We start from the raw sequence: 26,001 nt of genomic DNA on the forward strand, positions 1-26,001 counted from the left end.
TCATGATTTATCAAAAATAAATAGGCATTATTATGAATATAAAATTAAATCAAAAACGAGCAGGGTTAACGATGAAAAAAGATAATAGTATATTGCCCAGTGCTCTGCTTGTAGAAAAAGAGACCCGAACGATCAGTGAACCAAAATGCGGGTTGCTGAATACGGTGAAAAGCGCATGTCAGATTCGGTTTCACACCATGGAAAACTCAGCGGTATTGGATATTCCTCAGGACTGGCGTGGCATTATCATGATGAACCGTGTCAGTATGGCTATCGTCGCCGGCGAGGCTGTTTACCAGGAATTACCATTATTCGCGTTAGTAAAGCTCCAGGTATTTATTGATGAATCACGGGGCCTTGCGTTGAAGTATGAACAGCAACAGCCTTGGAAAACGGTTCAGTTGAGTGCGGATCCTCAGGTTGAACGCAATGCTGATGTGGAACGCTGGCTGCTGTCTTTGCACCATTCGCAGCCTGATGAAATGTCCGCCCTGGCCGATTTTTTACGGCGTACTGAATATTATTGGTTAATTAGCTTTCTACTAAATGAGTCAACAAACAGTGAAAAGCTACAGGATCTCGGTATGCGTTATGGGTTGTCCTACTCCCATTTTCGCCGGTTATGCCGCAATGCCTTAGGAAACTCCGCCAAGAACGAAATGCGGGGCTGGCGCATCGCCAGGGCTTTGCTGGATGCGGTTGAAGAACGGCAGAGCCTGACCGAGGTTGCCATGCGCCATGGTTATGCCTCTTCCTCGCATCTTTCTAATGATATTAGAGATGTTTTTGGTGTTTCCCCTCGTGGGATATGGAACATAATTGAAAAGAAATCGCAAATATGAAATATATTAATTTAGTAAAAGTCAGTTTATTCTGCGGTTGTCTGCTGGGCGGCTCGCTGCCGGGCCTGGTGGTGGCCAACCCGCTTACCGCTGACGGTGGTGCTAATTCCGCAGGATATGTTGCCAATAAAGACGGGCTGAAAATATTTTTTGACGCCGTATCATCGCGTTTAGGTAAACCGGTGATCGTCAGTAAATTAGCGGCACGTAAAAACATCAGCGGGGAATTCGACTTCAACGATCCGCAGGCACTGCTGGAAAAAATATCCCAGCAACTGGGTTTAATTTGGTATTTCGACGGCCAGGCTATTTATGTTTACGAAGCCAGCGAAATACGTAATTCGGTCATTTCGCTTAATAATATCACACTTAATACCCTTGATAATTTTTTACGCAAGTCAGGATTATATGACAAGCGTTTCCCATTAAAAGGCGACAATAGCAGTGGGACTTTCTATATTTCAGGCCCACCGGTATATGTGGATTTGGTGATCAATACCGCCAAATTTATGGATGAACAGCCCACAGCAATCAACAGCGGCGAAACGGCGGCGGTGATCCAGCTGAGTAATACCTTTGTCGGCGATCGCAGTTTTGATCTGCGCGGGGAAAAAGTCACTATACCAGGCATTGCCACCGTGATTGAACAGTTGCTGCGTGGTGGGGATAAAGCGGGCCCCGGTACCACCTCAGTGCAACGGTTAACCTCTGATAGCATGCCGGCACCACAGATGCCCGAGTTTACGATTGAGAATATATCAGCCGCCGGACAGTCTTTCCAGCCTAGGTCAAGCCTGGCGGAGGCGCTGCGTGCCGAAGCAGTGGCCGGGCCTATCAGCGTGATCGCCAACCCCGACACCAACAGTTTGCTGGTGAAAGGGACACCGAAGCAAGTCCAACTGGTTACCAATCTGGTGTCCGCACTGGATATGGCCAAACGGCACGTGGAACTGTCGTTATGGATCGTGGATATTCAGAAAGAAGAATTGGATAGCCTCGGGGTGAGTTGGCAAGGCGGGGTAAATATTGGCAGCCAACTGGGGGTGAACTTTAATGGTGGATCTTACTCCACTCTGGACGGTACGCGGTTTGTGGCTTCCATCAATGCGTTGGCGCAGAAAAACCGGGCCAATATTGTTTCCCGCCCGGTGGTCTTGACGCAGGAAAACGTTCCGGCAATTTTTGACAACAACCGGACTTTTTATACCCAGCTGATTGGCGAACGTACCGTTGACCTGCAGCATGTCACCTATGGCACCATGGTCAGCGTCCTGCCGCGTTTTGCCGCCGGGGATCAGATTGAAATGGTGCTCAATATTGAAGATGGTAACGAAGTGCCCAACGATCAGTCGAGTGCCACCATTCTGCCGAAGGTTGGCCGCACCAAAATCAGCACCGTGGCGCGTGTGCCTAAAGGCAAAAGCCTGTTGGTCGGTGGGTACACCCGTGATGAGACTTCCGGCAAAACGGCCAAGATCCCGGTGTTGGGCAACCTGCCGCTGGTGGGTGGACTCTTTAGCTATAAGCAGGAAAGCCAGTCCAATACGGTACGTATTTTCCTGATTCAGCCACGGGAAATCAACGAGCCGATCAATACCGATACGGGTGAGTTTGTGCAGCAATTTATCAATAACCGCCAACCCAGCCTGTTAGCCGATTGGTCACGCAATTTTCTTGAGGGGCAAAAATGGCAATAGCCCCAATAAGCTCGGCCCCCAGTTTTCCGGTGGCGAGCGATAGCGAACGTAGCAGTAACCAGAAAACCAAAGCGGCGTTCAAGCAAAAGCTGACCGCCAGCAAGTCGGTCAACGCCAAGGTGGCCAAACAGGCGCAAAGCAGCGCTAAAGCTTCGGCCGGGGCGTCGCAGTTTATCGGCCGGCGTCAATCGGATAAAAATGCCAGCGAGGAGTGGTCCTCCGAGTTCCAGCGGGTACTTGAGGACGATGGGTCGGCCAAAGCCAAAGCTCTGCTAAAGGTTAGCGCCAACGACAATATGTCCCTTGCGTTGCTGTTAAACCAGGCCCGCTCGCTATTTCCCGACGATAGCGACCTGGTGATGGTGTTGCGTGAACTATTGCGTCAGCGGAACTTAAACGAAAAGCTGAAAACCCTGCTCAAGGCAGTGTTGAAAGACGTTGAGGATAATAGCAACCCACGGGATGTCAAAGCCGGCATTAACTGTGGGATCAAGGCCCGGCTGTTTGGTCAAAAACATCTGGATCTTAAACCTATCTTGCTACGGGCCAGTTACCGGCGCTTTTTGGAAAACGAACAGGATGGCATGGAAGAGTATCAAGACTGGATCGCCTGTTATGGTTATCTGTTAAGAAGCGTGGTGCTGGATTTTATCGAAGCCGCACTGTTAGCGGATATTGATAGCCAGGATCCCAGTTGTTCGTGCATTGAATTCGGTGGATTAATCGGTAAACTTGGGCAACTTAAGTTATTGCGTTCCGGAGATAGTCTTTTTACTAAAAAATTAGTATCACTTGACGTCATTGACCACATAGGCATTGCCGAACCGGACTGGCTGATAATGTATTTTTCGTTATTAGCACAACCGCAAGCGATTGGCGAACATCTTAATGTGTTACTGGGTGAAACCTTTTTACTGTTCAGTCATCATGAACGCGCCAAGATCATCCAGGTGATTTACCGATCCTGTAAATTATTGCCGCACGAGCTTTTTGACAACGTTGAATCAGTGCATGAACTACTTTATGAATTGGAAAGATTGTTGGCGATCACTTATCAGCAAGAACTCATTGAAAAAAGACGTGCACAATAAAACTGTACAACCATATTGATAATGTAATGGAATAATTACGTGTTTAATAAATTTTTAAGAAATATTCATTCGCGTCCAGAACTGCTAATCTTGTCATTGGTCATTATGATCATTGCAATGCTGATTATTCCATTGCCAACGTATTTAGTGGATTTTTTAATTGGCCTGAATATTGTTATTGCCATTCTGGTGTTTATGGGTGCCTTTTATATCGACCGGATCTTGAGTTTCTCAACGTTTCCGGGGGTATTGCTGATCACCACGCTATTTAGGCTAGCGCTAACCATCAGTACCAGTCGGCTGATCCTCTCGGAAGCTGACGCGGGTGAAATCATCGCCAGCTTCGGTCAGTTTATTATCGGCGACAACCTGGTGGTGGGTTTTGTGATCTTCGCCATCGTGACCGTGGTACAGTTTATCGTGATCACCAAAGGGTCGGAGCGGGTGGCGGAAGTGGCCGCGCGTTTCTCCCTCGACGGCATGCCCGGTAAACAGATGAGCATCGACGCCGATTTAAAAGGCGGTGTGATTGACGCTGACGAGGCGCGTGAGCGCCGCAGCGTACTGGAACGTGAAAGCCAGCTGTACGGATCGTTTGACGGCGCAATGAAGTTTATCAAGGGTGACGCCATTGCCAGTATCCTGGTGATTTTTGTCAACCTTATCGGCGGGATTGCGGTCGGCATGAGCCAGCTTAATATGGACATGTCCAGCGCACTGAGCACCTACACCATGCTGACCATCGGCGATGGGTTGGTCGGTCAGATACCTGCCCTGCTAATTTCCATCAGTGCCGGCCTTATCGTCACGCGGGTGAATGGCGATGGCGACAATATGGGCCGCACCATTATGCAGCAGCTACTGGGCAACCCGTTTGTGCTGCTGATTACCGCCTCTCTGGCCTTGTTGATCGGCATGCTACCAGGGTTTCCGCTGCCGGTATTTATTCTGTTGGCGCTGGCGCTTAGTGGGCTCTTTTACTTCCGCTGGCGTAAAACAAGAAAAACGGCCAAAGGCCAGGCTGGCAACGCAACCAACACCGCCGACTACAGCGAAGGCGCCGTCGGCCAGGGCATGGACGCAGAGAGCCAGTTAGGTATTATCAGCGACCTCGACAGCACGCCTGCGGAAACCGTCGCACTGATTCTCTTGCTGTCGCGCGCCAATTTTCAGCGCGTGGAACATCAACAGCTTAACGAGCGGCTGCGCAGCCAGTTTTTTATGGATTACGGCGTGAAGCTGCCTGAATTGATGATCAGGCCATCGGAAAATGTTGACGAAAAAACCGTCATGGTCTTGATAAACGAAATTCGGGCCGATAGTTTCACTATTCATTTTGATTTAATGCGAGTGGTAAACGCGTCCGATGAAGTGGAGCAATTAGGTATTGAAACTCTGGTGGAAAAAGACGCCATGTGGGTTAAGCCCCAGGCAAAAGAGAGCTTATTACAGCTAGGTTACCAGTTGCGCCCGGCTCTGGATGAACTGTATCAATGCTTTGCCGTCTTACTGTCCCATCATGTTAATGAGTTCTTCGGCGTACAGGAAACCAAGCATATGCTTGACATGATGGAAAACAAATATCCGGATTTATTGAAGGAGGTTTTGCGTCATGCCACGGTGCAGCGGATAGCAGAAGTGATGCAGCGGTTATTAACCGAACGCATTTCAACGCGCAATCTCAAGCTGATTATGGAATCCTTGGCACTTTGGGCACCACGGGAAAAAGATGTTATTACCTTGGTTGAACATGTTCGGGGGGCCATGGCGCGTTATATTTGTCATAAATTCGCTGTTAATAATGAGCTAAGAGTAGTTGTTATCTCAGCAGAAGTGGAAGAGACGCTCAGGGGTGGCATTAGAAACACCTCATCAGGAGCTTTTCTTAATCTGGAACCTGCGGTTTCAGAACAATTGATGGATTTATTTACCGTTGGTTTAGAGAATATATTAATATCCCAGAAAGATATGGTGTTATTAACCTCGGTGGATGTCCGTCGATTTGTGAAAAAATTGATTGAAACGCGTTTTCGCGATCTTGAAGTGATGTCATTTGGTGAATTGACCGAAGCTATAAATGTTAATGTTATCAAAACAATTTAATTAACCTGGAGTAAACTACATGCATGTCGATATTGCCACCCTGGTTCGTGAAGCTCTGCTAGACAGTGGCTGTGATCCAAATTTGCTGTCTAACTTTGATAGCCATTCAACTATTGCGCTTGATTTTAATGATCTGCCTAGTATTTATATCAGCAGCCAGGATGACGACATCTGGTTATGGGCGCGTATTGCGGAATTTAATGAAAATATTCTGGCGCAACGCGCTCCGGTATTGCTCAATGAGCTGATGCAGGGGGTGGAATTTATTCGCGGTGAACAGTTCCAGTTATCAAAAAATGACGGTTATTTGGAACTTAAGGCACTGCTCAATTCACAATGCCTGAACAGTGGGCAAAATTTCTCGGTAGCGCTGAGTGGCTTCTTTGAGCGTCTGGAGCGCTTTGTCGAGGTTATGCAATAAATGAGCGATCACTTGCGGTTGCTAAGGCATCAGGCTTCGCCCATGCGATTATCCGGACCGATAATTGAGGCGGTATTGCCCGGCGTCAAGATCGGTGAAGTCTGTGATATTCGCCGCGATTGGACCTCCCGCGAGGTTATCGCCCGCGCTCAGGTGCTCGGGTTTAACCAGGAGCGTACCTTGCTCAGTTTGATCGGCCCTAACCAGGGATTATCCAGGGATGTGGTCTTGCACCCTACCGGCGGGTCGTTAACCATCAAGGTCAGTGAGGATTTGCTGGGCACGGTGATCGATCCCGCCGGGCAGATAACCGAGCGGCTGGTGGAGCCAAAGCTGAGCATGCAACCGCAAGTACGTCCCATCGATTCCGACGCGCCGGAATATTCCCAGCGCAGCGGGATTGATCAACCCCTGGTCACGGGTATCCGGACTGTTGATAGCGTTTTAACCTGCGGCACCGGCCAACGGGTAGGGATTTTTGCTTCCGCTGGCTGTGGCAAAACCGTGCTGATGCATATGCTGATTGACCGAGCGGACGCCGATGTGTTTGTCATCGGTCTGATCGGTGAGCGTGGGCGTGAAGTGACGGAGTTTGCTGAACAGCTGCGTCGTTCCGATCGTCGGGGCCAATGCATTCTGGTGTACGCCACGTCGGATTATTCATCGCTGGACCGGTGTAATGCCGCCATGGTGGCCACCACCATCGCCGAATATTTTCGCGATCAGGGTAAACGCGTGGTGCTGTTTGTCGACTCACTGACCCGCTATGCCCGAGCGTTGCGTGATGTGGCCTTGGCCCAAGGACAGGTGCCGGCGCGGCGCGGTTATCCGGCCTCGGTATTTGATGCGATGCCACGCCTGCTGGAGCGACCGGGTAATACCCGCCTGGGCAGCATTACCGCCTTTTATACCGTGTTATTGGAAAGTGATGATGAGGCGGACCCGATTGCCGACGAGATCCGCTCAATTCTTGATGGACATATTTATCTGAGTCGCAAACTGGCGGCACAAAATCACTATCCGGCCATTGACGTGCTACGCAGTATCAGCCGGGTAGCCGGGCAAATCACTGATGAACAGCATCAGTCAATGGCCGGTGAAATCCGCCGTTTGTTGGCCAAACTGGAGGAACTGCAGATTTTCCTCGATCTCGGCGAATACAAATCCGGGGAAAATGCAGAAAACGATCGGGCCATCAATAAACGCCAGGCGTTGGAGAACTTCCTGCGCCAAGGGGTACATGAACCGACGGATATCCAAAGTACACTGCAGGCAATGTATGACATTGCTCATTAAGATCAACCAATTAATTGGCCGCGCGCAAACATATCGTCAAATTTGTGAGGTGCGGTTAGTTCAGGTTGAGCGGCAGCGCCAGGAGATTTCCGCTGAGATTAGCGCATTGCAGGTCCAGCAAAACACGCTGCGGCAGCTGCTTGCACTCGAGCGCCCGTTAGGTCAACTCGATCGCGCCGGGTTGTTTGTGCGCCAGCGCCGTCAGGCGGTGCTGCGGCGCCAGTATAATGAACTAGAGTTACAAAGCAAAAAACTCAATCAGCAATACCTTGAGCTGGGTGAACGATTAGCGACGATACGTGCCGAGCAGCGGCAGTGGCGGCGAAAACAAGATAAATATCAGATAGTGGTTAAACGGGAAAAACGGCAGTTAATGTTGACCCGATTGCGCCAGGAAGAGACTGAAATGCAGGAGATAATTACGTGTCGACAATAAATACTACATTGCCAATAAAAGGTAATGCGCTCGCTAGCAATGAATCCATTGTGGAACTCGCGCAGCGGGGTCGGTGTGCAGAGTTGAATCATTTAAACGGGTCGGCTGAGGAACAGCGTGCTATTGCTCGCAAAAGGAACGGGAAAAAGCAGACTGTAATGGCCCCGGAACAGGGACTGGTGGTACCGATGGTTAAACACGAAGGGATAGAATCTTTCGCGATTCAACGGACAAAACTGAGCGACCAGCCGGTGAATGCATTCTTTAGCGGTAGCAAGACAGATCGATCAAACGACGTATTTTTCACGGCCGCACGATCCGGGTCGACGTTTTTATCGCCTCATTTTGCCGGGCATGGCAACGTGACGTTAATGCCACCGGTAAACAACGAACACTCCCCGTCAGCGCAGGTCGCTACGGCTACGTCTATGGCGCAGACACCAATACAGGCAAACGCCGACGCCGCCAAAAACAGCGTTGGGACCCAGCCCGATAATAAACCGCTTTTGGCGCCGGCGATAAGCGACGGAGTCAACAATGATCATGATGGGCAGGGCAAAAAAGAGGATTCAGCTCGGCCTGCCGCCATAGCGTGGTTGGCTCGAGACGCTAAAGATCAGGCGGCGGGTCTATCCGGACAGCCCTTGGCCGGCGCGCAAATGCGCGCGGGCGAGCCGATGAACGATAAGCCGGTGGACGTTCGGCCACAGACTAAAGTGATTAATGTCGACACGGCAAAAACGGCTCCGGTCAATAGCAACACGTTTACCTATACCTTTAAAACCTCAGCCCAGGGGCAGGCTCTTGTTGACAGTGTCCAGGTTTCCCTCGGTGAGGGAAAAACGGTCTTAGCGCCTAATAACCGGCAAACCAACGACCGTTTGATGAACTTTGCGCCAGCGGAGCAGGGATTTGAGGTGGTGGTTGATAACGAGGGGCAACGCCAGCAGCATAACGGCGATCAGCAGGAAGCGGCCACTGACGATACGCAGGACGGCCTGCTCGCCACCGCTAGCCGGAATAGGAGATCAATCGGTGCGTAACCTGCAGCTACGCCCGCTGTCGCGCGCGGATATGATGTGGCGCCAGGTGTTGGCCGATTGGCAGGCGCGGCAAATACCCGCCGGGCTGGCAACGCCGCCTATCGGACAACCCCTTTTCAGCATTACTGCGGACAACGGCATATGGCGCGGCATGATCGATGCGCGGGATTGGCTGGCGCATCAGTTGCCTGAATTGGGTGCGCTGGCTAGCACGGGCAGGGATTTAGCCCACATAGCCGCGTTGTTTAACGCGATGGACAACCCGCTGACGTTTGAGCATGACGCACTCGCTTATCAACGGTTACAGGCACAGGTCATGCCCGAGCAGGTTAACCCCTCCGTGACGTCGTTGCCCTGCCTGGCAGCGAGCGAATGTGTGGTATGGCTCACCGAGATCACGAATACAGGCCGACAGGCGCCTTTGCCGCCGGTACCGGTTTTAGGTCGCGCGCCGGTATTGCTGGAGCTGATTATCGGCGTAAGTCATGCGTCGGACTCGGTGATCGCAAAGCTGGCCGTCGGCGACATTATGTTGATTAACCAGGTAACCCGGCAGACAACATGTCAAGGGCGGGTAATCGGCCATTATTGGCAACAAGAAGAGATGATTATGATGGAAGAACATTACGAAGAATGTGATATGTCGGAAGAGTATGACCTGGAGGACACGCCGTGCGAGAAAATTACCGGTTCGCTGTCCGCCGTACCGATGAAATTGGAGTTTATATTGCAACGTCGCTATCTCTCTATTCATGAGGTGCAGGAAATATTTACCGGTAAAGTCTTTGAAATGGATCCGGCAAGCGAAAAACAGATCGAAATCAGGGCCAATGGCACTCTTATTGCGCGGGGGGAACTGGTGCAATTGGACGATCGGCTGGGTGTCGAGGTGATGGATATTATTCAGGAACATAGCGATGCCTAACGATTTTGGGATCATTGGCGTACTGGGCTTTTTATCCTTATTGCCCTTTTTGATTGCCTCCGGAACCTGTTATATAAAGTTTTCTATTGTATTTGTCATGGTGCGTAATGCCTTGGGGTTGCAACAGGTGCCGTCGAATATGACGCTTAATGGGATTGCGCTGATCCTGGCCTTGTTTGTCATGGCCCCGGTTGCACGCGATGCGCATACCGCTTTTCAGGAGCGGCAGGTGGATATGGCCAGCGTGGATTCGGTGACTGACTTTATCGAAAATGGCATGGACGGTTATAAAAGTTATTTGCAAAAATACACTGACCCAGACTTGGCGCGTTTTTTTGAACGGGTGCAAAATCAACAGGATATTGATAATCATATTGAGGATGATGCCACGTCGCCATCCATGCTGTCTTTATTACCAGCCTATGCATTAAGCGAAATAAAAAACGCCTTCAAAATAGGGTTTTACCTTTATTTGCCCTTTGTGGTGGTTGATCTCCTGATCTCAAGCATATTACTGGCGCTTGGCATGATGATGATGAGCCCTGTCACCATTTCAGTACCGATTAAATTGATTTTATTTGTGGTGCTGGATGGCTGGACATTATTATCCAAGGGTCTTATTTTGCAATATATTGATTTGGTGACTTAGCTCGCTATTAGGATAAATAAATGAACGATGTCGTATTCGCAGGCAATAAAGCGTTATACCTTATATTGTTATTATCTGCCGGTCCCATCATGGTGGCGACCGTGGTGGGTTTACTGGTGGGGTTATTCCAGACTGTCATGCAGCTACAGGAACAAACCTTGCCCTTTGGCATAAAATTATTATGCGTCACGCTGTGCCTTTTTGTCCTGTCTGGCTGGTACGGGGAAACCCTGCTCGGCTTTGGCCGTGAGGTTATCAGCCTGGCGTTAAGTCGACAATAACGAAAATGATGGCTATTTTTGATTCATACCAATGGTTCGGCGCCATGTTATTAGGTTCGGCGCGTATAACGCCAATCTTTTTTTTGCTGCCATTTCTCAAGAGTAGCATTATCAGTATGACTATTCGTACCCCGGTTATCATGATGGTGGGGTTATCGCTATGGCCCTATCCGGCGGGCGAGGTGTTATTTGAAGAAATAGATGGACTCTTGCTGGTTATCGCACGTGAAGTGTTTGTCGGTTTAATTTTGGCTGTTTTGTTCGCTTTGCCTTTTTGGATCATGCACGGTATCGGCAGCCTGATAGACAACCAGCGGGGTGCGACCATCAGCAGCACGCTGGATCCCATGACCGGTGTGGATACCTCGGAGCTCGCCAATCTGTTTAATCTGTTCGCCGGCGCGCTTTTTTTGGCCGGCGGCGGCTTAATCGTTTTACTTGAGGCCTTGGAAAAAAGTTATCAGTTATGCGAGCCGTTGGGAACCTGTACACCGGAGATCATGCCGACGCTTGGGATCTTAACCCAGCTGATGGGCAAGATTTTAGTGCTTGCCAGCCCGGTGGTGGCGGCGTTGCTGTTAACCGAGATGCTCCTCGGACTATTATCGCGGTTTGCACCGCAGTTGAACGCTTTTTCCATCTCGCTGACCGTTAAAAGCGGAGTGGCCTTTTTTATTTTGATTCTTTACTTCACGCCGGTGATACCGGACGCGTTCAAAAATGTGTGGTTATATAAGGATCAGCTTGATATGTGGTTTTTAAATGACCAATAAAACAGAAAAACCAACACCTAAAAAAATTCGTGACGCCAAAGAAAAAGGACAAACGTTTAAAGCTAAAGATTTGATTATTTCATGCTTGTTAGTCTGTGGAATAGTGTGGATTATCTCAATGAGTTCATTGAGTGAATTCATGACTAATTATAGAAATCTTATCGCAGGAAACTTCGAGCAGGATATCCAGGCCTACAGTGTGGCAATTATGATTGTCGCAATGAAATTTATCATTCCAATATTGATTGTATGCATACTTGTCTCTGCGTTGCCTACCTTATTGCAAACTGGATTTGTGGTGGCCACTAAGGCATTAAAAATTAACTTAAATGCGCTGAATCCCACTAAGGGCATTAAAAAAATATTCAGTATGCGCACCATTAAGGATTTCATTAAAACACTTCTTTACCTTGCTTGTTTTATAATAGGCGGGGTGATTTTCTGGCACAGCAAAAAAGGACTGTTGTTTGCACAACTGTACGGTGATCCCGCCGGGCTAGCTATCATTTGGGGAAAACTGTTGCTTGCCCTGTTGCTGACCTGTCTGGCATGCATATTATTGATTTTGATATTGGACGCGCTGGCGGATTATTTCTTGCATCTGAAAGAGCTAAAGATGGATAAACAGGAGGTAAAACGTGAATATAAAGAACAGGATGGTAATCCTGAAATCAAATCAAAACGCCGACAGTTGCATATGGAAATCTTGTCTGAGCAGACAAAGTCGGATATTAAAAATTCCCAATTCATTATTGCCAACCCGACGCATATTGCCATCGGTATTTATTATAAACCAGAGGTGATATTGGCACCCTTGGTATCGGTTAGGGAAACCAACCAGCGGGCACTGGCGGTGAGAGCCTATGCCAAAAAAGTCGGCGTTCCGGTGATAACCAACATACCGCTTGCCAGGAAGATTTACAAAACTAACCGGCTATATTCATTTGTAAAAATGGATGATATAGAAACCATTATTGACATTATGACGTGGTTGCATCAGGTCGATAACGCATGGCGGCCAGCAGAGGCTGAAGAACAAGCGCAACCGACGGCGGCTGAATCTCAATATGCCGCGCAGGATGACCCTACGCCGGATAATGAGCCGACGGCGACGGATGTTGCTAGAGATAAGCCGGTTAACTAGATAGCTCGCCCGTGAGGTGAGCGTTACTTGAAAGTTTATCGACACCCTTAATGTTTTAATACCGTCACATCCTGATGGATGGTGACATTTCCAGGAGAATAAAATGACTGTAAATGTAAGTGTTAATTTAGATGAAAGTTTACTTGAAAACGTAAATGGCATTATTACTGGGCATGCAATTGATGATGCCGACGATGGGCAGCTCGCGGATATGCTATGGGCGGCGGTGAATAGCGGTAATACGCTAAAAGATGTACATGATCTCCCAGATGAAATGATGGAAGGATTGTATGCCTATGCGTATGACTTCTACAACAAAGGTCAATTAGACGATGCGGCAACTTTTTTTAAGTTTCTGTGTATTTATGACTTTTACAACCCTGACTATTACATGGGGCTAGCTGCGGTTTATCAGTTACAAAAGCAGTACCAAAAAGCAGCGGATATTTACGCCGTGGCGTTTTCACTAGCACAGAATGACTACCGACCGGTTTTTTTTAGTGGTCAATGTCAGTTGCTGATGCAAAAGGCGAATAAGGCTAAACAGTGCTTTGAATTGGTACTTGAACATGGTCAAGACGACGCATTGCGTATCCGTGCTAAAGCTTATTTGGATACGCTCAAGCTTTAGGATCATGTAATGAAACATTCAATATATATTACGGGAGGCAAATACCATGAATGAAGTAGGAACCATTGGCACCGCCATCCCTCGTGCGATTAGCCATATTGGAGAAGAACAAGCCGGTACCGGGAAACAACCCGTTGTTAATAAAACGGCCACCCTGCCGAAGGAAGCTAAGACATTATTTTCGGTCGCCCAGGATGCGTCGAAAAAAATGCTGGAAACCTTAAGTAAACAAGCCGATATGACGGTGTTTTCTGAACCCGCTAATCTTAGCATGCCAGTTTTAACGGAACCTAAACCGTCAGTGCGAGAGGATATACAATTCGACAGTAAATCGAAGTTTACTCTGTTGCTGGGCCAAGCCATGACGCTGCTGAGCGACTCTTCCGTGAAGGATTTGTCGAATCGCCTGCAGGTTGCATTGGCGAAAAGCGCCAGTGTGATCCAGTCAAATGAAGCACGCTCATCCGAGTTTCAGCAAGCACTCGTAGCGAGCCAAGCGGCGCTCGATATTGCGCAAGCGGACGTGACGGCCTTGGAATTGGCTACCGCTTATGCCGACGAGATGCAGGCGGCTTTTAACCAGGCTGATGAGGCTCTTTCGCTGCTGACGCCAGAGGATGAGGGCTTCGAACAGGCCAAAACCCAGTTGGCAAAAGCGGAACGGGAGCTCACCGGGGCCAAGACCCAGGTGGCAAAGGCTGAGGTAAAGGCCAATCAATCCTATGAGATCGCTAAGGATAAAGTGTTGGCGGTTGACCGGCTGTTGGACAGCATTAAAGCGGACGCCAATCAACTAACACCACAAAATAATCTACAGTCTGAACAAGCACTTGGCGCCATGTCGCGCATGATGCTGTTGATCAGCATGTTTATCCAGCTGGTGGATAAAAATAGTCAGCAGTCCCTGGAAAGCGACAGCGAATTATTCCAGAAGATCCAGGATACGGTCCAACTGGATATGAAACAGCAGGCCGAGAAAGCCACGCAAGAGATGCGTAAAGCTGAAACATTGAATAAAGCCATGGGATGCGCCGGAAAAATCCTGGGCGGCCTGATTACCGCCATCAGCGTAGTCGGCGCGGTATTTACCGGCGGAGCCAGCCTGGCCTTTGCCGCCGTTGGGGTGGCCCTGATGGTCGGCGACCAGATCGGTAAAGCCATTACCGGCACCTCCTTTATGGAGAAAATGTTGAACCCGATGATGGAGAAAGTTATCCAGCCGCTCATCTCCGTCTTAGGTAAAGCTATTACCCAGATGCTTGAGAAAATGGGGGTGGATAGCTCAGTGGCCAACATGATTGGCAATGTGGTTGGCGCGGTGATCGCGGTGGCGCTTATTATTGCGGTGGTGCTGGTCGGTAAAGCGGCTGCCGGCAAAGTGGCGGCATCGGCTTTAGGTAAAATGGTTGCCGAAGCAGTTAAAAAACTGGTACCCGATGTGCTTAAAAATATCACCACCAAGTCTGGGGCTATGGTTTCCAATAGTCTTAAACGGCTAATGGATAAGATGTCGGTTAAATCTGATGCGGCGGCATTACAAAAAATCGGCAATACGGTTAATCAAGCCAATAATGTTGCGGTAGGCGTTAATGTGGGCACCCAAGGCGGACTTGGCATTGCCAAGGGTATTGCGGAAAATAATGTCCATAAAAGCTTATCGCGCATGGCAATAGCGGATTCGGTTCTTGAGCAAATAAAAAAGCTGTTAAGCGATTTGGTTGAGATGTTTACCGCAAGTCAAGCCACCGTAACCCAATTATGGTCAAATCTTTATAACCAGCAGCAAAAAAATGCTGCAACGACTAATTTCTTAGCAAGCAACTTAACAGCTTAACATCTTAACAGGATATATATTATGTCAGATATGATGAACATCAATACCGCGTCAAACGCGTTGTCTTATTCGCATGCTATTCAAGACGATAAAGATATAACAGATAACAATACCGGCCTGAGCATTCAGGACAAACAGAAAATAATTGAGGCCGCCGTGGTGTCCACTGCGGCGGTAATCGGTTCCCTCACCGCCGCTAACGTAGCCGCAGCGGCGAGCGTGGCATTGCGCACGCCAGATCCAATCAATGTAGCGGACGGCGCAACGATTAAAACTGCGCTGCAGGCGTTATCATCGCAGGATTTTAACCAGGCGCTTGATAAGGCCGCCGCACAGGAAAAACCCCGGTTTGATGTGAGTAATATCTCCATGAGCGACCGGGTAAATTTGCTGGTAAATCTGATTGCGTTGGTCATGGATTTCAAAACAGCGGAGCGCAGCAATCAGTCGGATATGGCCATATTAAAAGGCCAGGCCGCAGAGATGACCTCCGATGCCATCAAGGCCTCAGGCCAAACTGCGCTTAACGGCGCGGTGGGCCAGGCTTCCCTTGGTTTTGCCATGGGGGGCGCAGGCTTTGGCATGAACCAGAAAGCCTTAACCAGAGAGCGGACCAAACTGCAGACGACCGCAGTAGATATCAGTCAAACCAAAGCCGCGATCAACACCGATAAGCTGAATCTGGCGAAAAGCAACGACACCTCGCTTGGGGCCAACGCCGCCGCCGGCCCGTCCAAACTGAAGTTTACCGACGGCAGCGTTAAGGATACTAAAGCCAATAGCGTAGATGTGACGCCTCGACAAAAAGCGATTATCGAGGAGGCTGCTCTGCCGGCTAAGGACGCGAAGCTTGCTAAGCAGCAAAACAATTATCAAGAAGAAATGAATAAAATTGAGCAAACCAAAACCAAGGCTATGTTTATTAATCAAATGAACAACCCGGTTACCGGCGTGGTCGCGGGCCATACCCAATTTGCGCAAGCCAACGAACAGGCGTTGCAGAATATGTCCCAGCAGGTCACGCAGGCGGCTGGCAGCATGGAAGACTCAGACAAATCCAGCGCCAACGATAGTGGTAATTTAATCGAATCACTGCTGCAAAAACTCGATCAGCTGATTAGAAATGGCCATGATCTTAACGGCATGATTGCCAGCAGCCGCACTTCTTAATTAACCTCGAGCGCCGTTGTCATCAGCGTGGCGGCGCGACAATAAAGAGACCATCATGACGGATATTCAATCTAGCGCATCTTTTTCCAGGGGTTATTATCATGCAAATATAATCCTAGATTCACAACGCACGACGCATAAATCCGCGACGTCTGACACAGGGGAAACCCAGGGTCTGGTGTTGTTAACCAACACGGATAATATTAAAAAAACGCCGGGAGAGGGCCACGGGAAATTGAATTATTCTCCAGTCGGCAATGATAATACTTCCAACCTGCTGACTAAAACCGCTGAGGCATTTGATCAGCTTAGTGTCGTATTAAAAGAAAATAAAAATAGCCTACTTGCTTATAGCAATAAGGTAAACGACGTTGCAGAAAAGAATAAACAGCTTTTTGATGTGACCGACCGCACGGCGGAGGGTGACCAGGCAACACTGCCACTGCCCGTTCTGAAACCCTTTAGCTTTAACGGCGACCGGCTTATTGCCTCCTACAGCGCCATGGGGCAGTTGAACAGTGCGCTTGCGCAAGGTTGTTTTGATCGGGAACCGGCGGCGACCTCGCCGGATGGGCGACCACACCCCGCTTGGAAAAACGGCTTAAATGCCGCCCTAACAGCTTTTAGCCCGCAGGTTCTCCAACTGGCTGGCCTGCTTGACGATCCCGCGGTGGTGGCCAGCACCGCCGCTGATTCTGAAGACGTGTCATCAGCGGACGCCTTAGCGAAAACCTATAGCAGTCTGAGCTATCAGGAGGCCTGGGAGCTCCTGGCGCAACGCACTGAGGGAGTGAAGACCGGTTACCTTGAAGTCTATGAAACGTTGGTAGAAAGGTATACCGGGCTATTCAGCGATTTCAGCGATTTTATGGGGAAATTAACCACTTATCTCGAGGTTACTCCGGATAAAAATGGCAATCAGGTGATGTCCTTTAAAGCGGGCGCCTTAGATGAAGTCAACGCTCTTATTAAAAAATATTCAGGCGATCAAGGCAATCTGTATCCGGAGTCCGGCACCACATCGCAGGCAGATGCGCTGGCTTGGGCCAAGGAACTGGGTATCGATACCAAATTTGTCGTGAAGAGCGGCAGTGGATATGTGATCAAAATGGATCTGGGGCCGCTGGAAAATATTCGCGACAGTTTAGCGCCAGATCTCGTCAAAAGCATGAGCACCTTTGAATATCAATCCTGGCGCAGCGGCTTCGACGCTCAGTCCGATCGGATGAAAACCACGCTGCAGACCCTGACCTCTAAATACGGTAGCGCCAATAGCACCTATGAAACGGTCATTAAATTATTAAGCACCATGATTTCATCCATGTCGGATGTTTTAAAGCAAATAATGGCAAACTTTTAACGGCTGAGCCGGAGGATACTATGGATAATAATATAAACTCTGCGCGACCGGTTGATTTTAGCGCTTATAACAATACGGGCAGTGCCGCCAAAGGGCCAATAGCGGGCAAGCTTCAGCGCGCCCACAGCGTGCCGCATGTTTCCAGAGTGTCTTCCCATGGCACCGGAACGAAAAACACGCGTTCTGTTGGCAGCTCCGCGAGGCCTCAATCCTTGAGTAAAGGACGCCCGGGCCGTTCAGCTTCTCTTTCTCACCAGGGGGAGCTGGCCGATCGCCATGAAAGCGAAACCTCCGGCAACGACAGTACCGGTACCACCGCGCGCGCTCAGTCCGAGCGCGCGATGGGCCTGGATGATGTCAAGCATGACTTTAACCGCGAGAGTATGAACGCGCTGCTGCGCTTTGCGAAGGATAACGGCGTTGATCTCAGTAGCATGTTGAATCAACCAGCATGTAATTCCTATGCCAAAGAACACCGGTTACCGGAGATCGCGGCGGCCTATTATATGGCATTGGAAAAAAATCCTAGCGGCAAGGCACTTGACGATCTGAACGCCACCATGACCAAACTAGTCAAAATGATGGCTTCCGACGGGCTTGGCCGCAAGTCCATTTTTGGTGTGGGTCAAGCCGGCGCCGCCAAGAAATGTCAACAAGTGCGTGAGCTGGAGAACCAACTGGTTAGTACGCTACTGTCCCTGCATGGGAACGATAAGCTCATCGTTAGCGAAATGCTTTATCATGAGCAGGTCAAACCGTTTATGGCCACGTTTATTGAAAATATGTATGGCCAAAGCCTGACGCCGGAGACCAAGCTACAAATTGAAAACCTGCTGGATCAAAAAGGGTTCGCCCTGTATCAGCAGGTGCTGGCCGGTACGCTTGACTATAAAATAACCGATATAGAGAGCATCAAAAGCTCGATTGATTTATGTCTTATTGTGCCCAAACTGTTACGCGATGATATCAGCCAGTTGGTCAATGCGCCGCCTGAAGCACCCGCGCAGGCTGCGCCGCACGATAATGCCACGCGTAATTCCGTAGGACCGAATCCAGACGACGGGTATTTTACCGATGATGTGCCCAGCGCGCCTAAAGCGGATGCCGAGAAGGGCGCGGGTAATACCTATATTACTAATAATACATATAATATTGATAATTCTAATCGCAATACTCAGTTTGCGCCGCACTCGTCGACGCACTATGCGCCGCATATGCCCTCAGCCAGCGGTACCGCGCCAAATGCCAATGCTACGGCTTATGCTGCCACCCACGCTGCGGCAGCCGACACCCCGTCCACGATGCCGCCCGCAGCCCCGGCGGCCGATCATGTGGACACTGTGGATTATACCGGCGGCGATCGCCAGGGATTCATCCCGGCGGCGCCGTCAGAACGCCAGCCGGCAGACACGGTCACCGGTCAACCGGCCAGCACTGACGTAAGAACTAAGCATCCCGAGGTTAAGATCGCGCAACCGGTGATATTAACCGAACGTGCTATCGGCATTTCGTCATTGCCACGCCAATTGCCGAAGGTGGATCATAAGGTGCCGTTAAATCAACCGGCTGAAGATTTGTCTGCGGCGCGTAGCAAACTCAGACCGGTGAGGGATCCTGTATTCAGCCGTCAGGTCGGGCAGGCCAATTCTGAGGCAATCTCCGATGAAATTGCGCCGCAGCGACAGCCAGCTGTATGGGCAAAAAGCCGGTCGGGCGACGTGGCGCGTATCAGTGCCGATCGGGTGATGCGTAGTGCTAATCCGTTAAGCCGGGTCGTCAAGGTCTCTTCACTGGCCGCTACGCCACCTGGCGGGACGTCGGTGATTTTAACCGAACGTGGTTTAGGCATTTCATCCTTGCCACGCCAATTGCCGAAAGTGGATCATAAGGTCACACTAAATCAAGATGCTAATCAATCACTTGCGGCGCGCATGACCGAACGTCGCGAGCGGATTGATGGCGTTACGGCACCGACCAATAATCAAACCAACGGCGCTCACGTTAACTCGGGTGGGCTTGCCCGGGCGGTTAACCCACATGTGCGGGATCAGGGCTCACAGACGCCAGTCCCGCAGGGCGAGGTGTTGACTGAAATGGCGCAAACAGCACAGACTACACAGACTACACAGACTACACAGACTACACAGACTACACAGACTACACAGACTACACAGACTGCACAGACTGCACAGACTGCACAGACTGCACAGACTGCACAGACTGCACAGACTGCACAGACTGCACAGACTACACAGACTGCACAAACGACGCCGCCGTGGTCCGCCGCGAATCCAGCGGATCAAGGGGGGGAGCGCGACGTGTTGGCCAGCGAACCGATGTCCGCGCTTACGGCAAGAAGCGTTGGCCGCGCCGCTCTGCTCCAGCGCGCCACGCGGGTAGCGAGTCCCTTGAACCACAAGGCGGTAATAGTTACCCGTGAGTTGCCCCCGGCTGGCGAGAGCCAGGAAACTCAGGGGCAGAACGCGACGCAGGCACCTCGCACAACGCCTTATGATCCGGCCATCACGCTGAGCAATCAAGGGCTTCGGCGCGCCAATGCACCGCACAGCCCGAGCACCGCCGCGCGTTTTGTCCCTGGGCAAGGTCAAGACACGCCACTGGATTTTGCCTCTTTGCGTAATGGGTTAACACCGTCCGCAACGGTTCGCCCAATGACAATATCGCCGCAGGTCGAGGCGGTTACCGATAGCCATGCAGGTTCAGTCGGTGTGCCAAACGGGATGTCTACGACCAATAACACTGGCAGCAAGGATGGCGTTGCCGGTTCGCGCGACGGGTGGCCTACCGTGTTAACGCCCTATGATAAATTCACGTCATCCGTTCAGGGTTTACGCCGCGATGGGCGGGTTACCGGCAACCCGCGTAACGCGGTTGCGGCGCAACCAAACGCCAGCGCAGCGGCGCAACCGAGCGCCAGCGTAGTGACACAACCGAGTGCGCGCGTAGTGGCTCAGCAGAACGCCAGCACAGCGGCGCAACCGAGCGCCAGCGTAGTGGCTCAGCAGAACGCCAGCGCAGCGGCGCAACCGAGCACCAGCGCAACGGCTCAGCAGAACGCCAGCGCAGCGGCGCAACCGAGCGCCAGCGTAGTGACACAACCGAGTGCGCGCGTAGTGAATCAACCGAACGTGGGAGCAGGCAACCCCACATTGACGCCATCTCGCGGCGCTAAGCCAGGCGGCAAGACCGCCAATACGCCGTATGATGCGCAGGTGGTGTTGACCGGCAAGGGCTTGGGCCTCGATCATTTAACACCACGCAAACCTACCCGGTTGCCCCAGTTTAACCGGCCCATAACGACGGATAACACTGCAGTCGACCTTAATGTCAACGTGACGCCGGCGCGGGGCGCCACCGCTGCCAACCTGGCGAGTACTATCGTGCGCCAAGCGCGTATGCCAGCAGGCGGCAAACAGGGCTAATGGCCATAACCAACCGATAACGGCGTGGGTCGACCACGCCTGTTACCTAGACAATATATATATGAGGACATGCTATGAATAACCTAACATCACCAAGCACCGCACCGGATATTCTCTCACGCCTGCGGCCCATGCTGGCATGCAGACTGGGGCGTTATGATCACGAAATAGAGGACCATCTGGATCTGGTTAATGAGTTATATGTCGACTCGCTGGATCTGGTGGAAATTGAAATCGGCGTGGCGGAAACGTTCGGTATCTCGTTGAGCGAGCAGGATATGCTGTCGATGGGCACCGTCGGGGATTTGGGTCGGATCATCAGTGATAAATTAACCCAATTCGCAGGGCACGCCGGTTAAGATCGGCCGCCTTATCCTAATGCACGTTCATGTCAAGTTGTCGTGCGTTTACCTATCCTAATGCACGTTCATGTCAAATTATCGTGTGTTTGCCTATCATTGGCACTAACGCCCCGCATCAAAGATGCTGTTGCAAATAATGCAAAATATGGTAAAAAGGGCGGTCGCCAGAATAACGCTGGCTTGCGGTTATTAATAGACCAGCCTAGACCGACTTAACCCTATTCAGATATGCTGTGCCGTGGATGATGCCGTCGCTAATTAAAATAAGCCTTCATTATTTGTTTTCTAGCATATAATTATTTTTTTATTTATTTTATTTGGATGGATAATTTATCAGATTTCCGTCATGAAGTGTTGAGTCGGTTGATTTATGCTGTATCCATATTGATTACGTTGAGTGTTATTGAAATTCATTATGCAAACTGTACAAGAGCAGCTCCTCGATTCCAGTACTGTCAATCACGATAAATTTATCGTTCGTTTATTGAATGGGAAATTAAAGGGGTGTGAATACCATATTGGCCTGGGTAAAACGCTATTTGTCGCAGCATGTGATGATGGTGCGGATGCGGGCAATGACCTGCTGTCGTTTCCGGATAATTCAATTTTTATTCCGGTACAAGGTGCGGGCGTCAATTTTGAAATGATTCATCAGCCCACTGAACACTGCGGCGTTTTATTACGTGAACTGGGCGAAGCGTCGGTTCACGAGCAAATACTGACCAGCAATCTGGCCGTGTCCATAGGGCCGGTCGCCCTGGCGGTCAAACGAGCCGATGAAGCGTGGTCCGATGACATCCTCGCTTATCAACCTGGACTAGCCACTGCCCCGGTCATCCGTCATGGGATAAATTGGCGGCGCTGGTCATTAACCACGCTGATCGGGGTGGGGATCATCGCCCTGGCGGCAGTGGTTTACCTTGGTCAACGGGATACCCAGCAGCGCGAAGTGGTGTCGTTGTCCAGCCATTTGGGCAGCGATCCAGGTAAATACCGGATTTTGCATGGCCGTGACGGCATCATGTACGTATTGTCGGCCAATGAGCGGGATGTGACCTGGGCGCGCCAGTCGCTGGTGCGGGCCAATTTGCCGCAACCGGCCAGGGTTTTGAGTCTGCATGAGGAATCAGAGCGTATTCGCCGGTGGTTGGCGAGTCGGTACCCCGCGTTATTGCTGCATCAGCTTAACTTTGACCCGTCGTCCAGCCCCACGCTGCGATTAAGCCAGCAACGCGCGGCATTAAACGAAACGGAACGCGCGACGCTGCAAACCCAGTTAATGGAGCTCATTCCCTACGCCCCGACTATTCATATAGCGGAAATTGACGATGAGTTGGTCGCCGGCGAGGCCGAAGCGGGTATGAAAAAGCTCGCCTTGACCTACACCCGCGTGGATAACCCCGGCAACGTGACTTTTGTGATTTCCGGCGCCTTGAATGACGGCGAACTGCAGCGTATCCGCCTGTTTATCCAAGAGTATCAGCAGCGATGGAATGGGCAATATGTGCAGTTCGCGGTAGAAATGATGGATGATTTTTTGAAAGGGAAATCGTATATGTTTGGCCCACAGGGTTACGTTAAAATGACTACGGGCCACTGGTACTTCCCATAACGGTAATTAATCAACTTAGGAAAATATGATGAAACTAGAAGAGATGAATTTGATGAAAATTTTCTCACATTTTGAAACACCCATGACCGATGCGCATAACACATTCATGACCACGTTAATGGATGAAAAGACGGATCTGACCGACCCGACCACTCTGGCGCGTTTTCAGTCGCTACAGTCTACCGCTGCCTCGATAGTGAATTCGGTTACCGGGATGACCAAAAAAGAATCCGATACGACGGCATCAGTGAGCAATAAATTCTAATAATAAAACAACCTAAATTGAGTTGAAAATGAATATTCAAGAGGTGACTAACGGCCCAAGGACGGCATCAATGCAGGAGGTTTCGGTGCGGCCAATAGAAGATATTGCCTACCAACAATTGATGAAACCCGTCGCGATGACCGGACAAGCGCGCAATGAATTTATGCAGGCGGTGGCGCAAGGGGATTTTTCACCGCCCGGGTTGGCAAAACTACAGGCCTTGCAGGCAAAGCTGAGCAACTATTTAACTTTTTACAGCACGGCGGTACGCAAGGTTATCGGTACGGTTGAAAAATTATTAGGCTCAGGATGAAAATTAAATCATTATTAATTTCATCATTATTAATTCTTGGATTAACTGCCTGTAAAGAGGAGTCGTTATTAAAAGGCTTGGATCAGCAGCAGGCTAATGAGGTTATTGCGACTCTTCAACGCAATAATATCCAGGCTAATAAAGTTGATAAAGGCAAGACCGGCTATAGCATTAACGTGCGGCCGGTGGATATTCCCGCAGCGGTGGATCTGATGAAGATCCATGCGCTGCCTTCGCAACCTCGAATGGAGATCTCGCAACTCTTTCCCAGTGATTCATTGGTCTCTTCGCCGCGCGCGGAAAAAGCCCGGCTGTATTCCGCCATTGAACAGCGCTTGGAACAATCGCTGCAAACCCTGGAAGGCGTGTTATCCGCACGGGTACATGTCAGCTATGATATTGATGGTGTCGAAGGGGGACGATCGGCAAAACCGGTGCATCTCTCGACATTGGTCAATTATCAAAGCGATGCCGATCCGACCCTGATGATCAGCGATATCAAGCGCTTTTTAAAGAACAGTTTTACCCAGGTGGAATACGAAAATATTTCTGTGGTGTTGTCCAAACAGTCGCCGTTGCAGCAGCGTGGCCCGGTGGATAACCAGCAGCGTGCCGCAGGGCAACACAATGGCATGATATCGCTGGGCGGTGGCCTGGTAGTGCTGTTCGCGCTAGCGGGCGGCGTGTGGTACTGGCGCAAGACCAAGATCACCCCTACTGGACGGGCGGATGCCGATGCAGACAATCCAGCCGCTTGAGGCCATTTTATTCGATCCGCTGTCCTGGATGCATCCGCAACGCCTGACGTTGACACCAGGACTGAGCGGCGCCAGGCAGCGATCGATTATCAACGATATGATCATTGCGTCACAAGGATGGTCGGTGGCAACGCCGTTGTTGACACCAGGCTGGCTGGCCCGGCAGTGTGTGGATCAATGGCATCGTCTACCCCAGGTTGCGCTATTGATTGCCTGCCAGCGGCATCGGGCCTTATTGGCCCGGCAGGGCCGGATACGGCTGTTGCCTGCGTGGGTCAGGGCCTTTGCCGAGCTGGCGATTGTTGAATCGGTGGCTAGCGCCTGCGTGGCGCAGCCGACGCTGGGCACCTTATTATTCTGGGGCAAAAACGAACTGCTATCCGGGGGCGAGCTGTTACCCACCGTACTGTCGCAGCGTATTGCCCTACTGTTTTCACCCGCTTTGGACCGGGAGAACGAGGCTCGCGCCGCGTCGCCTGACAGCCCATTGCTTATCAAGCTGGCCTTTCAATATGCCAAGAGAAATCCCGCTATACCAGATGCCGCCGACTTTTGGCGGAGTATTAATTAAACGCCAACAGCTGATGCGTCAACGCCAGTCAATCGACCTGGTGAATGATGCGCAGCGACAGGCAACTCGACTGGTTAAGGATGCGCAGGCGCAGACGGAGGATATCCGCAGACAAGCCTACCATGAAGGCTATCAGGAGGGGTTGGTGGCCGCCGCCGCCGCCGTGGCGGACTATTTGACGCAGGCGCAGCGTCTGGGCGCCGAGTTACAGCAGCAGATTAACCAACATGCCCGTCGATTATTATCCAACGCCATGGCCCATCCGGACATATTGCTTGAGTTACTGGACGAATGGCTAAGTAGCTTGCCGGAACAAGATATCCAGCAGACGTTAATTTTATTATTGCCCGCCAGCGCCCGCAGGTCACATGCACAACTGAAACAGAAATTGCAGGCGGCCTGGCTGGGCAAAAGCCGTATCGAATATCATGCCGAAAATCGGTTAGTTATGAAATATGGCGATCGTTTGGCTGAATTCGATGCCGAAACGTTCGTGGATAACGCCACGTTGCGCCTGACGGCTATTGAATCAATACCCGACAGTTGCCGGCAATTGACCGATGACGCCAAGAAACGGTTATATGATATTTTTTCATATTATTTTAATGATTTAAATCAATTAGATAGAGAGGAGCAACCATGACCGCGCCAATTTCTTCCCTTAGCGCCATTGAAGGTGCGAGCTCCGGGCAGGATTCACCGCCAATCTCATTGGGGCAGCGCATAAAAGATCTGCCAAGGGCCGGCGAAGACGCAGTATTATCGACCGCAACAGCGAATGCTAAAAATAACAACACCCACGCAGGGGATTCATCGTCGATAGTTAAAGATAATGATGAAAAGGCAGTCGCAGACTCAGTTGACAATAATGCAAACATTATCAGGGATATGATGAGCAAACAAACCATAAAGGACATGTTTCGTCTGGCAGACCAAAGACGAGAAGCCGCTGAAGAAGCGCAGGAAGATTAACTAATTGAT

26 protein-coding genes are annotated in these 26,001 nt (G+C 50.5%); all 26 read left to right on the plus strand.

Features of this window, described 5'->3' with window-relative positions:
• Positions 1 to 71: 71 nt before the first annotated feature.
• The 26 genes from SJI19_RS03460 to SJI19_RS03585 all read left to right on the plus strand — a co-directional run bounded on the left by SJI19_RS03460 (position 72) and on the right by SJI19_RS03585 (position 25,992).
• Positions 72 to 842: a helix-turn-helix domain-containing protein gene (locus tag SJI19_RS03460; protein ID WP_323476880.1), complete on the plus strand. Its 771-nt coding sequence runs from the start codon at positions 72 to 74 to the stop codon at positions 840 to 842.
• On the plus strand, positions 839 to 2,539 hold the full coding sequence (gene sctC, locus SJI19_RS03465; protein WP_323476881.1) for a type III secretion system outer membrane ring subunit SctC: 1,701 nt from the start codon (positions 839 to 841) through the stop codon (positions 2,537 to 2,539). Before SJI19_RS03460 ends, sctC begins: the two co-directional genes overlap by 4 nt.
• Positions 2,530 to 3,630 carry a type III secretion system gatekeeper subunit SctW gene (gene sctW / locus SJI19_RS03470; protein ID WP_323476882.1) on the plus strand — a complete coding sequence of 367 codons (1,101 nt, stop codon included), beginning with the start codon at positions 2,530 to 2,532 and terminating at the stop codon, positions 3,628 to 3,630. Before sctC ends, sctW begins: the two co-directional genes overlap by 10 nt.
• Positions 3,631 to 3,669: 39 nt before the next feature.
• Positions 3,670 to 5,733, plus strand: coding sequence for an EscV/YscV/HrcV family type III secretion system export apparatus protein (locus SJI19_RS03475; RefSeq protein ID WP_323476883.1), 2,064 nt, complete (start codon positions 3,670 to 3,672; stop codon positions 5,731 to 5,733).
• A 19-nt stretch (positions 5,734 to 5,752) separates the two neighbouring features.
• Positions 5,753 to 6,154 (plus strand): SPI-1 type III secretion system chaperone SpaK, encoded by a 402-nt coding sequence (gene spaK / locus SJI19_RS03480; protein WP_323476884.1) that lies wholly within the window; start codon positions 5,753 to 5,755, stop codon positions 6,152 to 6,154.
• Entirely contained in the window at positions 6,155 to 7,450 is a 1,296-nt protein-coding gene (gene sctN, locus SJI19_RS03485) for a type III secretion system ATPase SctN (protein WP_323476885.1), read from the plus strand. It begins immediately after the preceding gene.
• Entirely contained in the window at positions 7,434 to 7,886 is a 453-nt protein-coding gene (locus SJI19_RS03490; protein ID WP_323476886.1) for a hypothetical protein, read from the plus strand. Before sctN ends, SJI19_RS03490 begins: the two co-directional genes overlap by 17 nt.
• Entirely contained in the window at positions 7,874 to 8,929 is a 1,056-nt protein-coding gene (locus tag SJI19_RS03495; RefSeq protein ID WP_323476887.1) for a hypothetical protein, read from the plus strand. The genes SJI19_RS03490 and SJI19_RS03495 overlap by 13 nt, the downstream gene beginning before the upstream one ends.
• Positions 8,922 to 9,854: a FliM/FliN family flagellar motor switch protein gene (locus SJI19_RS03500; RefSeq protein ID WP_323476888.1), complete on the plus strand. Its 933-nt coding sequence runs from the start codon at positions 8,922 to 8,924 to the stop codon at positions 9,852 to 9,854. The genes SJI19_RS03495 and SJI19_RS03500 overlap by 8 nt, the downstream gene beginning before the upstream one ends.
• Positions 9,847 to 10,503 carry an EscR/YscR/HrcR family type III secretion system export apparatus protein gene (locus SJI19_RS03505; RefSeq protein ID WP_323476889.1) on the plus strand — a complete coding sequence of 219 codons (657 nt, stop codon included), beginning with the start codon at positions 9,847 to 9,849 and terminating at the stop codon, positions 10,501 to 10,503. The genes SJI19_RS03500 and SJI19_RS03505 overlap by 8 nt, the downstream gene beginning before the upstream one ends.
• A gap of 20 nt (positions 10,504 to 10,523) precedes the next feature.
• On the plus strand, positions 10,524 to 10,784 hold the full coding sequence (locus SJI19_RS03510; RefSeq protein WP_323476890.1) for an EscS/YscS/HrcS family type III secretion system export apparatus protein: 261 nt from the start codon (positions 10,524 to 10,526) through the stop codon (positions 10,782 to 10,784).
• An 8-nt stretch (positions 10,785 to 10,792) separates the two neighbouring features.
• Positions 10,793 to 11,557 carry a type III secretion system export apparatus subunit SctT gene (gene sctT, locus SJI19_RS03515; RefSeq protein WP_323477068.1) on the plus strand — a complete coding sequence of 255 codons (765 nt, stop codon included), beginning with the start codon at positions 10,793 to 10,795 and terminating at the stop codon, positions 11,555 to 11,557.
• On the plus strand, positions 11,547 to 12,701 hold the full coding sequence (locus tag SJI19_RS03520) for an EscU/YscU/HrcU family type III secretion system export apparatus switch protein (RefSeq protein ID WP_323476891.1): 1,155 nt from the start codon (positions 11,547 to 11,549) through the stop codon (positions 12,699 to 12,701). The genes sctT and SJI19_RS03520 overlap by 11 nt, the downstream gene beginning before the upstream one ends.
• Before the next feature lie 103 nt (positions 12,702 to 12,804).
• Entirely contained in the window at positions 12,805 to 13,332 is a 528-nt protein-coding gene (gene sicA / locus SJI19_RS03525; protein ID WP_323476892.1) for a type III secretion system translocator chaperone SicA, read from the plus strand.
• Between the two features lie 46 nt (positions 13,333 to 13,378).
• Entirely contained in the window at positions 13,379 to 15,166 is a 1,788-nt protein-coding gene (gene sctE / locus SJI19_RS03530; protein WP_323476893.1) for a type III secretion system translocon subunit SctE, read from the plus strand.
• Positions 15,167 to 15,187: 21 nt separating this feature from the next.
• Positions 15,188 to 16,336: an IpaC/SipC family type III secretion system effector gene (locus SJI19_RS03535; RefSeq protein WP_323476894.1), complete on the plus strand. Its 1,149-nt coding sequence runs from the start codon at positions 15,188 to 15,190 to the stop codon at positions 16,334 to 16,336.
• 235 nt (positions 16,337 to 16,571) lie between these two features.
• Entirely contained in the window at positions 16,572 to 17,696 is a 1,125-nt protein-coding gene (locus tag SJI19_RS03540) for an IpaD/SipD/SspD family type III secretion system needle tip protein (protein ID WP_323476895.1), read from the plus strand.
• Between the two features lie 20 nt (positions 17,697 to 17,716).
• Entirely contained in the window at positions 17,717 to 21,139 is a 3,423-nt protein-coding gene (locus SJI19_RS03545) for a hypothetical protein (RefSeq protein WP_323476896.1), read from the plus strand.
• A gap of 74 nt (positions 21,140 to 21,213) precedes the next feature.
• Complete coding sequence (locus SJI19_RS03550) at positions 21,214 to 21,498, plus strand: phosphopantetheine-binding protein (RefSeq protein ID WP_323476897.1); 285 nt, start codon at positions 21,214 to 21,216, stop codon at positions 21,496 to 21,498.
• A 418-nt stretch (positions 21,499 to 21,916) separates the two neighbouring features.
• Positions 21,917 to 23,113, plus strand: coding sequence for a PrgH/EprH family type III secretion apparatus protein (locus tag SJI19_RS03555; protein ID WP_323476898.1), 1,197 nt, complete (start codon positions 21,917 to 21,919; stop codon positions 23,111 to 23,113).
• A gap of 25 nt (positions 23,114 to 23,138) precedes the next feature.
• Positions 23,139 to 23,378: a hypothetical protein gene (locus SJI19_RS03560; RefSeq protein WP_323476899.1), complete on the plus strand. Its 240-nt coding sequence runs from the start codon at positions 23,139 to 23,141 to the stop codon at positions 23,376 to 23,378.
• Positions 23,379 to 23,406: 28 nt separating this feature from the next.
• Positions 23,407 to 23,691 (plus strand): hypothetical protein, encoded by a 285-nt coding sequence (locus SJI19_RS03565; RefSeq protein WP_323476900.1) that lies wholly within the window; start codon positions 23,407 to 23,409, stop codon positions 23,689 to 23,691.
• Positions 23,688 to 24,449 (plus strand): EscJ/YscJ/HrcJ family type III secretion inner membrane ring protein, encoded by a 762-nt coding sequence (locus SJI19_RS03570; protein WP_323476901.1) that lies wholly within the window; start codon positions 23,688 to 23,690, stop codon positions 24,447 to 24,449. The genes SJI19_RS03565 and SJI19_RS03570 overlap by 4 nt, the downstream gene beginning before the upstream one ends.
• Positions 24,427 to 25,020, plus strand: coding sequence for a type III secretion apparatus protein OrgA/MxiK (locus tag SJI19_RS03575; RefSeq protein WP_323476902.1), 594 nt, complete (start codon positions 24,427 to 24,429; stop codon positions 25,018 to 25,020). The genes SJI19_RS03570 and SJI19_RS03575 overlap by 23 nt, the downstream gene beginning before the upstream one ends.
• A complete protein-coding gene (locus SJI19_RS03580) occupies positions 24,962 to 25,663 on the plus strand; it encodes a hypothetical protein (RefSeq protein ID WP_323476903.1) in 702 nt (233 codons plus the stop codon). The genes SJI19_RS03575 and SJI19_RS03580 overlap by 59 nt, the downstream gene beginning before the upstream one ends.
• Entirely contained in the window at positions 25,660 to 25,992 is a 333-nt protein-coding gene (locus tag SJI19_RS03585; RefSeq protein ID WP_323476904.1) for a hypothetical protein, read from the plus strand. Before SJI19_RS03580 ends, SJI19_RS03585 begins: the two co-directional genes overlap by 4 nt.
• The last annotated feature ends 9 nt before the right edge of the window (positions 25,993 to 26,001 follow it).

Origin of the sequence: Acerihabitans sp. TG2 (assembly GCF_035013185.1) — a bacterium.
GTDB lineage: Bacteria > Pseudomonadota > Gammaproteobacteria > Enterobacterales > Enterobacteriaceae > Acerihabitans.

Coding starts and splice junctions, on each gene's coding strand:
- SJI19_RS03580 (WP_323476903.1), top strand. CDS start 24,962: ATGCCAAGAGAAATCCCGCTATACCAGATGCCGCCGACTTTTGGCGGA.
- sctT (WP_323477068.1), top strand. CDS start 10,793: ATGGCTATTTTTGATTCATACCAATGGTTCGGCGCCATGTTATTAGGT.
- sctW (WP_323476882.1), top strand. CDS start 2,530: ATGGCAATAGCCCCAATAAGCTCGGCCCCCAGTTTTCCGGTGGCGAGC.
- SJI19_RS03535 (WP_323476894.1), top strand. CDS start 15,188: ATGTCAGATATGATGAACATCAATACCGCGTCAAACGCGTTGTCTTAT.
- sctN (WP_323476885.1), top strand. CDS start 6,155: ATGAGCGATCACTTGCGGTTGCTAAGGCATCAGGCTTCGCCCATGCGA.
- SJI19_RS03575 (WP_323476902.1), top strand. CDS start 24,427: ATGCAGACAATCCAGCCGCTTGAGGCCATTTTATTCGATCCGCTGTCC.
- SJI19_RS03520 (WP_323476891.1), top strand. CDS start 11,547: ATGACCAATAAAACAGAAAAACCAACACCTAAAAAAATTCGTGACGCC.
- SJI19_RS03560 (WP_323476899.1), top strand. CDS start 23,139: ATGATGAAACTAGAAGAGATGAATTTGATGAAAATTTTCTCACATTTT.
- SJI19_RS03545 (WP_323476896.1), top strand. CDS start 17,717: ATGGATAATAATATAAACTCTGCGCGACCGGTTGATTTTAGCGCTTAT.
- sicA (WP_323476892.1), top strand. CDS start 12,805: ATGACTGTAAATGTAAGTGTTAATTTAGATGAAAGTTTACTTGAAAAC.
- SJI19_RS03565 (WP_323476900.1), top strand. CDS start 23,407: ATGAATATTCAAGAGGTGACTAACGGCCCAAGGACGGCATCAATGCAG.
- SJI19_RS03490 (WP_323476886.1), top strand. CDS start 7,434: ATGACATTGCTCATTAAGATCAACCAATTAATTGGCCGCGCGCAAACA.
- sctE (WP_323476893.1), top strand. CDS start 13,379: ATGAATGAAGTAGGAACCATTGGCACCGCCATCCCTCGTGCGATTAGC.
- SJI19_RS03570 (WP_323476901.1), top strand. CDS start 23,688: ATGAAAATTAAATCATTATTAATTTCATCATTATTAATTCTTGGATTA.
- SJI19_RS03510 (WP_323476890.1), top strand. CDS start 10,524: ATGAACGATGTCGTATTCGCAGGCAATAAAGCGTTATACCTTATATTG.
- SJI19_RS03550 (WP_323476897.1), top strand. CDS start 21,214: ATGAATAACCTAACATCACCAAGCACCGCACCGGATATTCTCTCACGC.
- SJI19_RS03505 (WP_323476889.1), top strand. CDS start 9,847: ATGCCTAACGATTTTGGGATCATTGGCGTACTGGGCTTTTTATCCTTA.
- sctC (WP_323476881.1), top strand. CDS start 839: ATGAAATATATTAATTTAGTAAAAGTCAGTTTATTCTGCGGTTGTCTG.
- SJI19_RS03460 (WP_323476880.1), top strand. CDS start 72: ATGAAAAAAGATAATAGTATATTGCCCAGTGCTCTGCTTGTAGAAAAA.
- SJI19_RS03585 (WP_323476904.1), top strand. CDS start 25,660: ATGACCGCGCCAATTTCTTCCCTTAGCGCCATTGAAGGTGCGAGCTCC.
- SJI19_RS03555 (WP_323476898.1), top strand. CDS start 21,917: ATGCAAACTGTACAAGAGCAGCTCCTCGATTCCAGTACTGTCAATCAC.
- spaK (WP_323476884.1), top strand. CDS start 5,753: ATGCATGTCGATATTGCCACCCTGGTTCGTGAAGCTCTGCTAGACAGT.